Below are 13,287 nucleotides of genomic sequence, written 5' to 3' on the forward strand. Positions count from 1 at the left end.
CAAAATGAAGAAATACAGATTATCGCTTGCCTGCTTATTACTGGCTGTAACCATTGGCCAGGTTAGTGCGCAAAAATCGAAAGACGGCTGGCAGGACTTGTTCAACGGAAAAGATCTTACGGGCTGGAAACAGCTGAACGGAAAAGCTACTTACGAAGTGAAAGATGGTGCCATTGTAGGTACTTCCGTGATGGGAACACCGAATTCATTTCTGACGACAGAAAAGAATTATGGTGATTTTATATTTGAATGCGATGTAAAAGTTGACAACAAGCTCAATTCAGGGATTCAGATCCGAAGCCTCTCCACTCCGGAATATCAGAATGGCCGCGTACATGGTTATCAGGTAGAGATCGACCCGAGTGACCGTGCTTATTCAGCGGGAATTTATGACGAAGCGCGCAGAGGATGGTTATATCCGCTGGACCTCAATCCGGAAGGTAAAAAAGCATTTAAAAAGGACGCCTGGAACAAGTACCGCATTGAGGCAATTGGAAATTCGATCCGTACTTTCCTCAATGGCGTACCGGTAGCGCACGTGATCGATGATATGACGCCTAGTGGGTTTATATGTCTGCAAGTACACGCGATCGGCAACAAAGACCTCGAAGGAACGCAGGTAAGCTGGAAAAACGTCCGCATTAAAACTACTAACTTAAAGCCAAGCCCGGCTGCTAATATCCGTATCGTGAACCTGGTACCTAACTCCATTACGGCAGCTGAAAAGTCGCAGGGCTGGTCGCTGCTATATGATGGCAAATCGGCAGACCAATGGCGTTCTTACGGCGGTACCGATTTCCCATCTAAGCGCTGGAATTATAGTGATGGTACCATCACCATTTCCAAGTCGGACGGCTCCGAAACAGGCAATGACATTGTTACCCGCAAACTTTACGGCCCTGCCTTCGAATTCGAATTTGATTTCAAACTAACGGAAGGTGCGAACAGCGGGGTGAAGTATTTTGTAGATCAGAAGTTTAATTCAAACGGGAAGTCGGGTATTGGATGCGAATACCAGGTGCTGGATGATGAAAAACATCCGGATGCTAAGCTTGGCAAAAATGGTAACCGGACGATTGCTTCATTTTATGATGTAATCCCCGCAGACCGTCCTAGAAACGCTGTAAAGAAAATCGGTGAATGGAATCAGGGCAGGATCGTGGTGCAGAAGGACGGAACAGTTCAGCATTTCCTGAATGGTTACAAAGTCGTGGAATATGTGCGTGGCTCACCTCAGTTTAAGGAATTGGTGGCAGGATCTAAATTTCAAAAATTTGAAGGTTTTGGTATGTCCAGGCAAGGAAATCTGCTTTTACAGGACCATGGCGACAATGTTTCCTTCAGAAGTTTGAAGGTTAAAGAGATCAAATAAACGGGAGGTCTGAAAAAAGATCTTTTTTTACAGTAGATCATACCGCATTGGTTTTTTACAACTGATTGCCCGCGAATACCGGGCATTGAAATTCAAAAAATTAACTTTTATACCATTTATATCATGACCAGTAGGAGGGATTTTTTAAAAAATACGGCTTTGGCTTCTGCCGGGATAGCCGTTGGTTCCAATGCTTTCTCAGCTGCAAGTTACCGTCGTATTCTGGGTGCGAATGACCGGGTGCGGGTAGGGATTATCGGTTTTTCCGATCGTTTCCGCAGTTCACTTGCTCCCAGTTTTTCTGAGCATGCCAAAGAGATGAATTTTGAATTTATGGGCGTGTCGGATCTCTGGAACCGTCGTCGTGATGAAGCAGAGGCGTTCATGAAAGGAAAACCTTATGCTTCCAACGAATTTATAAAAGCAAGAAATAACGAAGAACTGCTGGCACGCAAAGATGTGGATGCCGTGATCATCAGTACTGCTGATTTTCAGCACGCATTACATTGTGCGGAAGCAGTAAAGTCGGGACGTGACGTGTATGTGGAAAAACCATTTGCAGAAACGATTGAAGACGCTAAAATCGCTTTGAAAGCAGTTGAAAGCTCCAAGCAAATTGTTCAGGTAGGCTCCCAGCGCCGTAGTGCGCCAAACTACTGGGCGGCTTACGAATATATTAAATCAGGCAAATTTGGTGACATTACCACGGTGGAAATGACCTGGAATGTAAACCAGCCGGGACGCTGGAGACGTAAGGAGCTCGTGTCACAGATCAGAAAAGAAGACACTGACTGGGATCGCTTCCTGATGAACCGTCCAAAAGTAGCATGGAACCCACGCTTCTATCTTGAATTCCGGTTGTTTTATCCTTATTCATCAGGTATCCCGGGACAATGGATGGCACACCAGATCGATACGGTACACTGGTTCTCAGGCCTGGACGCGCCGCGCAATGTGGTGGCAAACGGCGGTATTTATACCTGGAAAGATGGGCGTACCAATGTGGACACTTTTAGCGCTGCGTTCGAATACGGCCCTGTGGATGACAAAAGCAAAGGCTTCCAGGTGATCTATTCTTCCCGTTTCAACAATGAAGCCGGGGGCGTGAAGGAATACTACTATTCCAATGGCGGAATGATCAACCTGGATACCAACAAGATCAGTTCGGAAGGAGGCTTGCAGGCAAAAGATGCCAAATCAATGGGCCTTCAGGCAAACTTGCTTCCTGAAATGTCATTGAAAGCAGGCGACAAAATCGCGACAGATGCCAATACAGGATCTGACCCGATGACTTCCCTGCACATGCGTAACTGGATGGACTGCATCCGCAGCCGCAAGGAATCCAATGCGCCGGCGAGAGTTGGGTTTAACCATTCGGTAGCGAACATTATGGCGACTCAGGCTTTGCACACCGGTAAAAGGGTGAATTGGGATACTAAGAAAAAGGAAATCGTTTTAAGCTGACGAAGATGCAGGCCTTTGGCCTGCATCTCAATTAAAAATCATAAACTATCAGATCATAGTGAATCTTAAAAATACCGGCATAGCAGTTGCTACTCTTTCCCTGGCGGCCATCACAGGCCTTGTTCAAGCGCAGAAAGTTGATTTGATCAAGAATGAAAAAGAGAAGAAGGTCGAGGTCATTATTGATGGAAAGCCATTTACTTCTTATTTCTATCCCGGAGAGAAAGTACTGAAAAAGGCAGTTTTGTATCCGGTACAAACAGCCAGAGGTACAACTATAACGCGCGGCTGGCCGTTGGATCCTCGTCCGGGCGAGCGTGTAGATCATCCGCACCACGTAGGTATCTGGCTGAATTACGAGGATGTGAACGGAAATGATTACTGGAACAATTCGGATGCAGTGAATCATGCCAAACGTGCTTATGGGACCATTATTCATACTGGCATCACCTCAGTAAAAAGCGGAAAAGACAAAGGTGAGCTGAAAGTAACGGCTGACTGGGTCGATAAAGACGGTAAACTAACATTGAAGGAAACGACGACGTACGTTTTCAGCGGAAAAGGAGATACCCGGATCATAGACCGTTCCACGACTTTGACGGCAGTAATGGACGAGGTAGCAATGCCTGACGTGAAAGACGGAATGTTTGCCATTAGAGTGGCCCGCGAGTTGGAATTGCCATCCAACAAGCCCGAGATTTTTACTGACGCTGCTGGTATCGCAACCAAGGTGCCTGCGCTGAACAATGAAGGGATTACTGGAAATTACCGCAATAGTAACGGAGTAGAAGGTGAGGCAGTGTGGGGCAAACGTGCTATCTGGTGTAACCTGACCGGTAAGATCAAGGATGAAAACATCAGTGTGGCTATGATTGACCACCCTAAAAATGTTGGATACCCGGCTTACTGGCATGCCAGAGGGTATGGTCTGTTCGCAGTGAATCCATTGGGTATGAAAGCTTTGAGCGATGGTAAAGAGACGCTTAATTTCAAATTGAAAAAAGGCGAATCCACTACTTTCCGCTACCGGCTCGTTATCGCTTCGGAACACTTAAAAGACGCAGCATTGAATGATTATGCAGCAGCTTATGGCAAGACGAGTTATTGATAAATAAAGTAACCATTTGATAAATAGCCCCGGAACCTCCGGGGCTATTTTGCTATATTGGGGTGATTCTGACACACACATTATGTAATGAATATTGAAAAATATACCACGTCAAAGCTGGATGAATATACTTATCAATTTAACAGTTTTGGGCCCAAAGGAATCATCGAACTGAGGGTTGTCATTTCAGAGTTTTTTGGAGAAGATGCCTATCAGGGGTACAATCTTGCCTTTGGAGTTTGGGACGATGATTTGAAGGTAATTAATGATACTGCAGATACCAGAAATGGAGATATGGATCAAATTTTGGCGACCGTTGCAGAAATCGCACTAGTATTTTTGGATTCACCCTCGGGAGGATATATTTATGCAGAGGGCAGTAATTTGGCAAGAACACGAAAATATCAAATGGGGATTTCAAAATATTTTTCTGAGATCCGAGCGCATTTTAATGTAAAAGGTTTAATTATCAATTCGGTCCAAAACGAATCAGATCGATTTGAGTGGGAAGATATCAGATCTGGAAAGAACTACCGGGCATTCGCTTTGTTTAAAAATGATTGATATATTTGTTACTAAGCTAACAACAAGTTTATGAGCGTATACAACACTGTTCAGCATGTGCGTCGTGATCTCAGTGATGCCGAGAAACTAGAAGAGGCCAGAAAAACCCGGAACTCGCCGGTCATTCTAAAAAAGCTGGCTCAAATGAAGGAAACTTTGGAAAAATATCCGTTTCCGTCGAATTTGAAAACTAAATCTTGACTTGTAACCCAACAATATAGCGATAATACAATAGCAAGCTCTCACTTCTTCATAGTCCCCGGCGAATGCCAGCTGAATACGTGATAAGTCGTGGGCGTGGTTCCAACATTGCGAATGGAATGCATTTGATTGGATGCCTGAAATATCACTGAACCAGCGCCCACTTGCTTCATTTGCCCATTGACCAACGCCTCCACAGTTCCTTCCTTAATAATCAGAATTTCTTCCTCCGGATGTTGGTGAGGAGGATGCGAAGTCTCTCCCGGATTTAATGTCGTAACGTGACATTCCAGCTCGTCCAGCGTGGCTGTTTGAAAAAGGCGAATCCACTACTTTCCGCTACCGGCTCGTCATCGCTTCGGAACACTTAAAAGACGCCGCATTGAATGATTATGCAGCAGCTTATGGCAAGACGAGTTATTGATAAATAAAGTAACCATTTGATAAATAGCCCCGGAACCTCCGGGGCTATTTTGTTATATTGGGATGATTCTGACACACATTATTTTAGATGAAAAGAGAAAAATATGAAGCAAGAAGACTAGATGCCACGAGCTACCAATTTTTTAGCGAAGGCCCACGAGGTAAAATTGAAATTAGGGTTATTTTTACATTCGATAGGGATCGATTTTGTAATCTCTGCTTTGGGGTTTGGAATCAAGAATTTGGAGAAATAGATGACCTTGTGGAAGTCCGAAATGGCGATATGGATCGTGTTCTTACCACTGTTGGTCAGGTAACGATAGACTTCCTCGTGAACAACCCTGGTGCGTATGTCTTTGCCACGGGCAGTTCGGCGTCCAGAACACGGAAATATCAAATGGGGATTAATCAGAATTTGGCATATATCAGAGAACGGCACCAGGTGTTGGGTTTTATTGCTCATAAATTTTCAGAAACGAACGATCATCCCGAAATGTCAGAATTTAGTGGTGAATGGTCCGTTTTTCAGAAAGGTGTTAACTATGATGGCTTTTTGATTTATGTCAAATGATTTACTAACTTCGAATATCTTCAAACCTGAATTGTTATGCCTTCTATAATAGAAAAGACCGGAAAAGGTAGCAAGAAAGTCGCCAGTGTACAAACTGACAAAATGGAGCATTCTTCTTATTTACAACAAAAGTTAGAAAGGATGAGATCGATTTTAGAAGCCAGTCCTGTGCCCGCTGAGTTGCTCAAAAGCAAACCAAATCAGATTTGACAGGCTCTCACTTCTTCATAGTCCCCGGCGAATGCCAGCTGAATACGTGATAAGTTGTGGGCGTGGTTCCAACATTGCGAATGGAATGCATTTGATTGGATGCCTGAAATATCACTGAACCAGCTCCCACTTGCTTCATTTGCCCATTGACCAACGCCTCCACAGTTCCTTCCTTAATAATCAGAATTTCTTCCTCCGGATGTTTGTGAGGAGGATGCGAGGTCTCTCCCGGATTTAATGTCGTAACGTGACATTCCAGCTCGTCCAGCGTGGCTGTTTGTGATCGGAAAAATGTTCTCACTGCGCCGGTTTTTGTATTTTTGACCGCAATGTCATTCCAGTCGAAAATGGAAGAGTCCAGGGCATCAGTCTTGGAATTGGCAAAAATGCAGGTCAATGTAAAACAGGCCGTTACTCCTGCCACGATTAGGTCTCTTTTGGTTATCATCGCGATTGAAAATGAGTTCTTTACAGTAAAGACGGCATAGTCATCGGTTTACCTCTACAATCAACAAGAGTAAGGAATACTTGTCCACTAGATTTAAACAGAATGAAAAAGAAAACGTACATCGCCATACTGCGCGGGATCAATGTAAGCGCCAGTAATATGATCAAAATGCCGGTTTTGCAGAAAATATTTGAGGATGCCGGCTATGAAAATGTGAAAACATATATACAAAGCGGTAATGTGCTTTTTAACCAAAAAAAGTCGAATGAAGAGGAGATGGCTAAACATGTCCGGGAGAAAATCAAAGAGGGAACCGGATCTGATGTGCCCGTACTTGTACTGGAATTAGAAGATCTCAAAAAAGTACTCCAACGCAATCCTTTCCTGAAAAGCCGCCAGGAAGATATTACCAAGCTACATGTGACATTTCTTGTAAAAGAACCGGAAAAGGAGAGGTTTGAAAAAATAGAAATTGACAAATATCTGCCTGACGAGTTTATTCTGGATGCTAAATCGCTGTACTTATTTTGCCCGAATGGATATGGCAAAACGAAGCTGCACAATAATTTCTTTGAAAGTAAGCTTAAACTCGATGCTACTACCAGAAACTGGAAGACAGTGAACGAACTGGTGCGACTGGGAGAGGAGTTGGCAGCTCAAACCTGATGCTTTGATAATGAGTAAAGAAATTGTATTCTTGGCAGGAAATACTTTCAAATTACAGCCATTTGGCAATTAATTATTGTACCCGCTTCATAACCATGGAAGACAAATCGAGACGTAAATTTCTCCAAAACACCGGACTGGCCGCCATTGCTTCAGCCACCATTTTGCCTCTCTCAGCAGAACCGGAAAGGATCAAAGAGCTTTTTATCCATCATGTATTTTTTTATCTGAAAGAGCCGAACAACGCCCAGCACGAGGCCAAACTGCTGGAAGGATTGCATAAGCTCGCAAAGGTTCCCACGATTGAATACGTGCATATCGGCAGGCCGGCCATGACTAACAGATCCGTCATAGTGAAGGACTACTCATTTTCATGGATGTGTTTTTTCAAAAATATCATTGAAGAGGAGATTTATCAGACGCACCCTATACACCTTGATTTTATAAAAGAGTACTCGGGTCTTTGGGAAAAAGTAGTTGTCTATGATTCAATTGGACCGAAAAAGGTGGATTAGCCGCCCGAATGCGGGGTTTGAAGTAACTGCCAGCCTTGCTCAATTATTTCTGATCTGCCGCTGATACTATTTGGGGGATTGCCGGATACTCATGTAAATGAGTATCCGGTAGTTCATGTAAGTATTTAAATGCCAATCTTTCAGTAGGTTGTACTAGTGTCGTGCTGTTATTTCGAATTCGCTCAGGATTCGAGCCTTTTGTTAATTTTTATACGCCATTCCCTCACTTTGCAAGAGACGTAAAGGGTATAACTCTAATTTAGATGACCTGAAAAGAGCATCTGAAATGTTATAATCTTTAATTTTCTATGAAGTATCAGGTAAAAAAGGCCTTGGGTTATGGTAGTGTAATGTTAATTCGCAGTGGTTTGGCAAACTCAGTTTGCGGTATCAAATCCATTTCATCTAATGTACAATGTCATGCATAAATTCGCTTTTCTAGTGCATTTACGTGATTATCGTGATGATTTGGGTGGCCTGGCCAGGCCTTTGGGGTGGCTACCGGAATCCGTTTACCGGTTTATCCTCAACAAGCGCCCCCTGCCTCCGTTTATATGGAGTGAAGTAACGGTGACACCAGGTGCGACCGAGCCTGAGGGTTTCATTATCATGCTGCCATATTCAGGCAGGCAGGTAGTCGAGCAACCCAAGCAAATGTTAGTCATGATCAAAAAGGCGGCCAGGCTCGCCTCCGAAAAAGGGGCAAAGATCATGGGACTGGGCGCGCTGACTTCTACTGTGACACTGGGCGGAAAGCTCATAGCGGACAATCCGCATATTTCGATCACCAATGGCAATGCTTATACCGCGGTTATCCTGCATTCCAAAATTGTGCAGCTGATCCAGCGATTTCCTTCCTGCCGACCGGTTATTGCCATTGTAGGAGCTACCGGGAGCGTAGGTTCTCTCGTGTGCATGATGCTGGCGAGGTACAATCCGGCCGCGCAATACCTGCTGATAGCCCGCAACGATCGCCGTATGAATAAACTGGCAGACGAAATGGCCCTTGACAGTAAAAATGTGGTCGTGGTGGTATCCACTGATATGGAGGATGCCGTGAAGGCCGACATGGTAGTACTCGTCACAAGTTCGCCGGAAAGCCTCATTCAGGCGAGGCATTTGAAACCGAATGCGATCATTCTCGATGCTACCCAGCCACGCAATACGAGCGCTGCGCTGCATCAGGAGCGGCCTGATGTAACGATCATTGACGGCGGCCTGACAGCGATCACTCATTTGAAAACAAACACCATTGGTCGTTTTGGATTGCCGGAAGGCATTTCCTTTGCTTGTTTGGCCGAGACATTGCTGCTGGCCATGGACGATTACCAACACGATTTCTCGATTGGAAATCCGACATTACGGCAAGCCGAAGAGATCAGTAAGCTGGCTCACAAGTATGCGCACCTTGGTTTTGGCCTGGCTCCCGATCATAGTTTTGGCAAACCACTGGTTCATAGTTCTGATAGTAATTATCATACATCCGATACGCTTTTGTAATTCGATTCCGCCATTGCAACCCTGCTCCGTTCATGCATGATATCATTTTTCAACCTTTGCAGTTTCGGAATTTAACCGTTAAAAACAGGTTATTCCGGTCCAGTGTTTCGGGCAGGATTGATCATTACGATGGGTCGGGGACGCAGGCGAGGATTAATTGGGAAAAGAAATTCGCCAGTGGAGGGGTAGGGGCGATTATCAGCTCGCACATCCCGGTGGACCCGGCACAGCGGATACTGCCGAATTACGCTATGATAGACCGCGATGACCTCATCCCGTTTTGGAAGGAGGTTGTAAAAAGTGTCCATGCCTATGACTGCAAGTTTATCGGGCAACTGTCGATGTCGGGGCATCAGCAGGACATTAGAGGTGTTGAAAACAGGCACCGTCTGCCACTAAGCCCGGTGGATGGGTCGGAGCATTTCCACGGTATCAAGGGCAAAGCAATGTCCAAAATCCAGATTAGCGACGCAGTCCGCAAGTTTGCGGAAGCAGCCAGCCGGGCGAGGGAAGCCGGAATGGATGGGATTGAATTGCACGCCTCCAATGGTTATTTGTTTACGCAATTCCTCAGTTCCGCGATTAATAACAGAAAAGACGAATATGGAGGAGCGTTGGAAAACAGGGCGCGATTTTTAATGGAGGTAGTGTGGGCTGTTCGGGAGAAAGTTGGGGATGATTATCATTTTCAGGTTAAAATGAATGCTGCGGATCATCATAGCGACTACTTTCTGAATTTTGGAAAAGGGAATACACTCAATGAAGGTGTCGCCGTGGCCCGCTGGCTGGAAAAGGCAGGTGTAGACGCACTGCATGTGTCGGTGGGCAGCCAGTTTCCTCACCCTCGTAACCCGGTGGGGCCATTACCCATTGAAAATGCTGCTATTACTTATCCGGCGATGATCCCGAGCGGACATTTATCGTTTTGGAATTACCTCACGTTCAGGTACAAAATATTCTGGCCGCTGATCCAGTGGCTTTGGCGGAGGAAACAGCCGGGGATCATGGAAGGAATAAACCTGGCTGAATGTAAGGCCATTATGGATGCGGTTTCTATCCCCGTGTTGTGTACCGGAGGTTTCCAAACTGCGTCGCTGATCAGGAATGCACTTGAAAATAATTTTTGTGATGGCGTGACGATTGCCCGTCCGTTGATGGCCAATCCTACATTACCGCTGATGTTTGCCTCAGGGCTTGATCAGGCGCCGAAACCTTGCAGCTATTGCAACAAATGCCTCGCTCATGTGCTGGTGGATCCGCTCGGTTGTTACGATGAGAGCAGGTATGATAGCTATGAGGATATGATGGAAGAGATTATGAGCATCTTCAAAAACGAGTATTTTTGATCATTTCAATATTTTAGACTTTGTAAGCATCAATGTTCATTCCTTCTGTTCATGAATATAAAGTCTTTTTCCCAAGCATACCCGGCCATTTTCGTCGCCGTAATTTTGAACGTAATGTGTTCTGTTTATTCCTCGGCACAGATTTCTACGGATATCCGCCTGAATCAAGTTGGTTTTTATCCGAAAGGGCAAAAGTTGGCCGTGGTAGTAGGAGAGAAGAGTCAAGTGTTTGAAATTAAAGACGCAGCCAGTGGAAAAACGGTTTTGAAAGGCAAACTAAGTGAACCGCGATCGAACCAGCACTCGGGCAAAATCAGCCGTTTCGCCGATTTTACGACCATTCAGAAGAAAGGGAAATACATTGTTGAAATTCCCGGGCTAGGGAAATCGGCATCATTTGAAATAAAAGAAAATATACACCGCGAAGTCGCAGAAGCAGCATTGAAAGGGTTTTACTACCAACGTGCCTCAGTGGGGTTACCGGAAAAATTTGCAGGTAAATGGGCGCGCCCGGCAGGTCATCCCGATGACAAAATTCTGGTCCATGCTTCCGCGATTTCGGAGGGTAGGCCTGAAAATACTTCAATCAGCTCAACAAGAGGCTGGTACGATGCGGGGGATTATAATAAGTACGTGGTGAACTCGGGAATTACAATGGGTACCCTGCTGTCTTTGTATGAAGATTTTCCTTCCTATTTCGAAGATTTCAATGTCAACATTCCGGAAAGCAATAACTCTGTTCCCGATCTGCTGGACGAGGTGATATGGAACCTGAGGTGGATGTTGACAATGCAAGACCCGGCTGATGGAGGTGTTTACCATAAACTGACCAATCCTCGTTTCGACGGAATGGTGATGCCGGATGCCGCAAAGAATCCACGGTATGTAGTTCAGAAAAATACGGTTGCAACATTAGATTTTGTCGCCGTAATGGCACAGTCTGGCCGTATTTTCAGAGCTTTTGAAAGTAAATTTCCCGGCCTGGCCGACTCGTGCATGACAGCGTCTGTGAAAGCCTGGGAATGGGCAAAAAAGAACCCGGCTATTTTTTACAACCAGGAGGAATTGAACAAAAAATTTGATCCTGACATTGTTACGGGTGCCTATGGGGACAGAGACGCGAGCGATGAGTGGGTATGGGCGTCGGCTGAGATGTATGCGTCGACGGGAAAGCCGGGGTATATCAAGGACATTCCTTTCCGGACGAATGAACCCATGGCGTTGCCGACTTGGAGCCAGGTAAGGACATTGGGATACTACACGCTGATCAGGTTTTCGGAGACATTGAAATTGGAAGCGCAGTTGGAGAAACAACTCAAAACAAGTGTCACGACCTATGCAGACGAATTGTTAAAAGATCTCGAAAAACAGCCATATCACACGGTAATGGGCAAAAATTCCAAAGATTACGCATGGGGAAGCAGCTCGGTCGCCGCCAACCAGGGGATCGCATTGTTGTATGCATTCAAAATCAGTGCTGATCAGAAATATGTTCGGGCCGCATTAGGTAACCTGGACTACATGTTGGGACGTAATGCAACCGGTTATTGTTTTTTGACGGGTTTTGGTTCAAAACGGGTAATGCATCCACACCACCGACCATCCATTGCTGACGGAATTGTAGATCCGATACCGGGCCTTTTGTCTGGCGGACCAAATCCGGGACAACAGGACAAATGCACGACTTACGCCAGCAAATTTGCGGACGAATCGTTTACAGACGACGATTGTTCATATGCGTCCAATGAAATCGCGATCAACTGGAATGCGCCATTGGTTTACCTGGCCGCTGCAATAGAGGCTATTATGGCTAAAAAATAATACAATCCCGGACTGCAAAATCCCAAAAATCTTCTTATTTGGTCGATTTGACGGGTACGGTCGGGGGTGTTTCGTTGTAACCTTTTTTGCCCGTCATATTAGTTTTTTCCGACTTCGCGATCGACTCTTTTTTTAGTGCTCTTGCGGGTTTCAGACTATCATCTTTTTGTTTTATGCCACCTTTCGGGCCACCATGCGAGGGAGTGCCGCCTTCCTCATGTTTCGCTTTTGATTGTGTTTTCATCATCATATATGTTGTCTGATGATGCATTGCAATTTCCGTTCCTGCGGGATGAATAAAATAAGTGACATCCTTTAAATCGCAACGATATTATCGCCGGTACCCGATGTTATTTTCGATTCCGGCAGCTGTTCGTACAGCCATTCAAAGTCAGCCTCGTTGTAATATAGTTTGATGTATTTGTTGAGCGGTCTGTAACTCCGTACTTGCTGTAAAGTGAAGAGAAAATGCGCGTGCACCTCCTGAATGGTAATAATTTCATTTCTCAGGTAGTAAATCAGTAACAATATAAAGTCCAAGAGCTTGTCAAATGAGTCGCGGAAATAAACCTCATCGTCATAGATCACGTCACCAATGTGGCTTCTCAGGACTCTTTTCAGATTAATGATTTTGAACTCGTTGATGTGCGCATGTTCTTTGGCAACTTCACAAAGCACACTTTTGGGATTAGGAATGTATCCCGCCTCATTGGATGCAATTTTGCCGATAAATATTTTGAGATCGAAGCTCTGATTCGCACCGCGTGTTGCCACCACCAACTCGTGATCATAACTGTTGTGCACGAAAGTTACGCGACCTTTGTACTTCCTCAGCAGTTTTTTCTCATTGGCCTCTGAATTGGCAGGATCTATGCCGGTGAAATGATATTTTTCGAAATCATCCAGTAACCTTTTAGCAGCATAGATTTCCTTATCATTAAATTTTGCAATCAGTTTTTCCAATACTTCTGCTCTTTTGAAAGAATTATTCATGCCATATTCGGACAGTGCTTTGTAAAGCGACATCATCGCAATAACAAAGGCCCCGATCTGTAAAAATGAGTTTAAGCCTTCCATA

16 protein-coding genes are annotated in these 13,287 nt (G+C 45.0%); 12 read left to right on the plus strand and 4 right to left on the minus strand.

All coding sequences use genetic code 11. The features are described 5' to 3' along the window. Nucleotides 1-4 precede the first annotated feature (4 nt). The 5 genes from ON006_RS02165 (at nucleotide 5) to ON006_RS02185 (ending at nucleotide 4,709) form a co-directional block, all read left to right on the plus strand. On the plus strand, nucleotides 5-1,372 hold the full coding sequence (locus ON006_RS02165) for a 3-keto-disaccharide hydrolase (RefSeq protein WP_244823472.1): 1,368 nt from the start codon (nucleotides 5-7) through the stop codon (nucleotides 1,370-1,372). 123 nt (nucleotides 1,373-1,495) lie between these two features. Continuing rightward, the gene (locus ON006_RS02170; protein ID WP_244823473.1) at nucleotides 1,496-2,836 is read left to right on the plus strand and encodes a Gfo/Idh/MocA family protein; all 1,341 of its coding nucleotides are present in this window, start codon (nucleotides 1,496-1,498) and stop codon (nucleotides 2,834-2,836) included. Nucleotides 2,837-2,915: 79 nt separating this feature from the next. Continuing rightward, on the plus strand, nucleotides 2,916-3,944 hold the full coding sequence (locus ON006_RS02175) for a DUF6807 domain-containing protein (protein WP_244823651.1): 1,029 nt from the start codon (nucleotides 2,916-2,918) through the stop codon (nucleotides 3,942-3,944). Between the two features lie 87 nt (nucleotides 3,945-4,031). Further along, a complete protein-coding gene (locus ON006_RS02180; protein ID WP_244823474.1) occupies nucleotides 4,032-4,508 on the plus strand; it encodes a DUF6934 family protein in 477 nt (158 codons plus the stop codon). A gap of 30 nt (nucleotides 4,509-4,538) precedes the next feature. Beyond that, a complete protein-coding gene (locus ON006_RS02185) occupies nucleotides 4,539-4,709 on the plus strand; it encodes a hypothetical protein (protein WP_244823475.1) in 171 nt (56 codons plus the stop codon). A gap of 41 nt (nucleotides 4,710-4,750) precedes the next feature. Here the strand turns inward: ON006_RS02185 and ON006_RS02190 are convergent, their stop codons facing one another. After that, nucleotides 4,751-5,035, minus strand: coding sequence for a cupin domain-containing protein (locus ON006_RS02190; RefSeq protein WP_310590216.1), 285 nt, complete (start codon nucleotides 5,033-5,035; stop codon nucleotides 4,751-4,753). A 185-nt stretch (nucleotides 5,036-5,220) separates the two neighbouring features. Between ON006_RS02190 and ON006_RS02195 the strand changes: the two genes are divergently transcribed. Together ON006_RS02195 and ON006_RS02200 are read left to right on the plus strand one after the other, a co-directional pair. Then, nucleotides 5,221-5,703, plus strand: coding sequence for a DUF6934 family protein (locus ON006_RS02195; protein ID WP_244823476.1), 483 nt, complete (start codon nucleotides 5,221-5,223; stop codon nucleotides 5,701-5,703). A 36-nt stretch (nucleotides 5,704-5,739) separates the two neighbouring features. Then, the gene (locus ON006_RS02200; protein WP_244823477.1) at nucleotides 5,740-5,913 is read left to right on the plus strand and encodes a hypothetical protein; all 174 of its coding nucleotides are present in this window, start codon (nucleotides 5,740-5,742) and stop codon (nucleotides 5,911-5,913) included. Between the two features lie 7 nt (nucleotides 5,914-5,920). Here the strand turns inward: ON006_RS02200 and ON006_RS02205 are convergent, their stop codons facing one another. Further along, nucleotides 5,921-6,361 carry a cupin domain-containing protein gene (locus ON006_RS02205; protein ID WP_244823478.1) on the minus strand — a complete coding sequence of 147 codons (441 nt, stop codon included), beginning with the start codon at nucleotides 6,359-6,361 and terminating at the stop codon, nucleotides 5,921-5,923. A gap of 102 nt (nucleotides 6,362-6,463) precedes the next feature. On the opposite strand from ON006_RS02205, the gene ON006_RS02210 reads away from it, so the two are divergent. The 5 genes from ON006_RS02210 (at nucleotide 6,464) to ON006_RS02230 (ending at nucleotide 12,209) form a co-directional block, all read left to right on the plus strand. Then, nucleotides 6,464-7,027, plus strand: a complete 564-nt coding sequence (locus ON006_RS02210; RefSeq protein WP_244823479.1) for a DUF1697 domain-containing protein — start codon at nucleotides 6,464-6,466, stop codon at nucleotides 7,025-7,027. 95 nt (nucleotides 7,028-7,122) lie between these two features. Beyond that, on the plus strand, nucleotides 7,123-7,542 hold the full coding sequence (locus tag ON006_RS02215) for a Dabb family protein (RefSeq protein WP_244823480.1): 420 nt from the start codon (nucleotides 7,123-7,125) through the stop codon (nucleotides 7,540-7,542). Between the two features lie 420 nt (nucleotides 7,543-7,962). Then, nucleotides 7,963-9,042 carry a shikimate dehydrogenase gene (locus tag ON006_RS02220; protein ID WP_244823481.1) on the plus strand — a complete coding sequence of 360 codons (1,080 nt, stop codon included), beginning with the start codon at nucleotides 7,963-7,965 and terminating at the stop codon, nucleotides 9,040-9,042. A 32-nt stretch (nucleotides 9,043-9,074) separates the two neighbouring features. Next, nucleotides 9,075-10,388: an NADH:flavin oxidoreductase gene (locus tag ON006_RS02225; protein WP_244823482.1), complete on the plus strand. Its 1,314-nt coding sequence runs from the start codon at nucleotides 9,075-9,077 to the stop codon at nucleotides 10,386-10,388. A 51-nt stretch (nucleotides 10,389-10,439) separates the two neighbouring features. Next, nucleotides 10,440-12,209 carry a glycoside hydrolase family 9 protein gene (locus tag ON006_RS02230; RefSeq protein WP_244823483.1) on the plus strand — a complete coding sequence of 590 codons (1,770 nt, stop codon included), beginning with the start codon at nucleotides 10,440-10,442 and terminating at the stop codon, nucleotides 12,207-12,209. Nucleotides 12,210-12,243: 34 nt separating this feature from the next. On the opposite strand, the gene ON006_RS02235 is transcribed toward ON006_RS02230, so the two are convergent. Both ON006_RS02235 and ON006_RS02240 read right to left on the minus strand, forming a co-directional pair. After that, nucleotides 12,244-12,459 (minus strand): hypothetical protein, encoded by a 216-nt coding sequence (locus ON006_RS02235; protein ID WP_244823484.1) that lies wholly within the window; start codon nucleotides 12,457-12,459, stop codon nucleotides 12,244-12,246. 65 nt (nucleotides 12,460-12,524) lie between these two features. Then, entirely contained in the window at nucleotides 12,525-13,286 is a 762-nt protein-coding gene (locus ON006_RS02240; RefSeq protein ID WP_244823485.1) for a hypothetical protein, read from the minus strand. Between the last annotated feature and the right edge of the window lies 1 nt (nucleotide 13,287).

The sequence above is a fragment of the Dyadobacter pollutisoli genome, from assembly GCF_026625565.1.
In the GTDB taxonomy this organism is placed as follows: Bacteria; Bacteroidota; Bacteroidia; order Cytophagales; family Spirosomataceae; genus Dyadobacter; species Dyadobacter pollutisoli.

Excerpts from the sequence above, each read along its gene's own strand:
- ON006_RS02180 (WP_244823474.1), top strand. The coding sequence starts at position 4,032 with ATGAATATTGAAAAATATACCACGTCAAAGCTGGATGAATATACTTAT.
- ON006_RS02195 (WP_244823476.1), top strand. The coding sequence starts at position 5,221 with ATGAAAAGAGAAAAATATGAAGCAAGAAGACTAGATGCCACGAGCTAC.
- ON006_RS02210 (WP_244823479.1), top strand. The coding sequence starts at position 6,464 with ATGAAAAAGAAAACGTACATCGCCATACTGCGCGGGATCAATGTAAGC.
- ON006_RS02230 (WP_244823483.1), top strand. The coding sequence starts at position 10,440 with ATGAATATAAAGTCTTTTTCCCAAGCATACCCGGCCATTTTCGTCGCC.
- ON006_RS02220 (WP_244823481.1), top strand. The coding sequence starts at position 7,963 with ATGCATAAATTCGCTTTTCTAGTGCATTTACGTGATTATCGTGATGAT.
- ON006_RS02185 (WP_244823475.1), top strand. The coding sequence starts at position 4,539 with ATGAGCGTATACAACACTGTTCAGCATGTGCGTCGTGATCTCAGTGAT.
- ON006_RS02200 (WP_244823477.1), top strand. The coding sequence starts at position 5,740 with ATGCCTTCTATAATAGAAAAGACCGGAAAAGGTAGCAAGAAAGTCGCC.
- ON006_RS02205 (WP_244823478.1), bottom strand. The coding sequence starts at position 6,361 with ATGATAACCAAAAGAGACCTAATCGTGGCAGGAGTAACGGCCTGTTTT.
- ON006_RS02225 (WP_244823482.1), top strand. The coding sequence starts at position 9,075 with ATGCATGATATCATTTTTCAACCTTTGCAGTTTCGGAATTTAACCGTT.
- ON006_RS02240 (WP_244823485.1), bottom strand. The coding sequence starts at position 13,286 with ATGGAAGGCTTAAACTCATTTTTACAGATCGGGGCCTTTGTTATTGCG.
- ON006_RS02215 (WP_244823480.1), top strand. The coding sequence starts at position 7,123 with ATGGAAGACAAATCGAGACGTAAATTTCTCCAAAACACCGGACTGGCC.
- ON006_RS02170 (WP_244823473.1), top strand. The coding sequence starts at position 1,496 with ATGACCAGTAGGAGGGATTTTTTAAAAAATACGGCTTTGGCTTCTGCC.
- ON006_RS02235 (WP_244823484.1), bottom strand. The coding sequence starts at position 12,459 with ATGATGATGAAAACACAATCAAAAGCGAAACATGAGGAAGGCGGCACT.
- ON006_RS02165 (WP_244823472.1), top strand. The coding sequence starts at position 5 with ATGAAGAAATACAGATTATCGCTTGCCTGCTTATTACTGGCTGTAACC.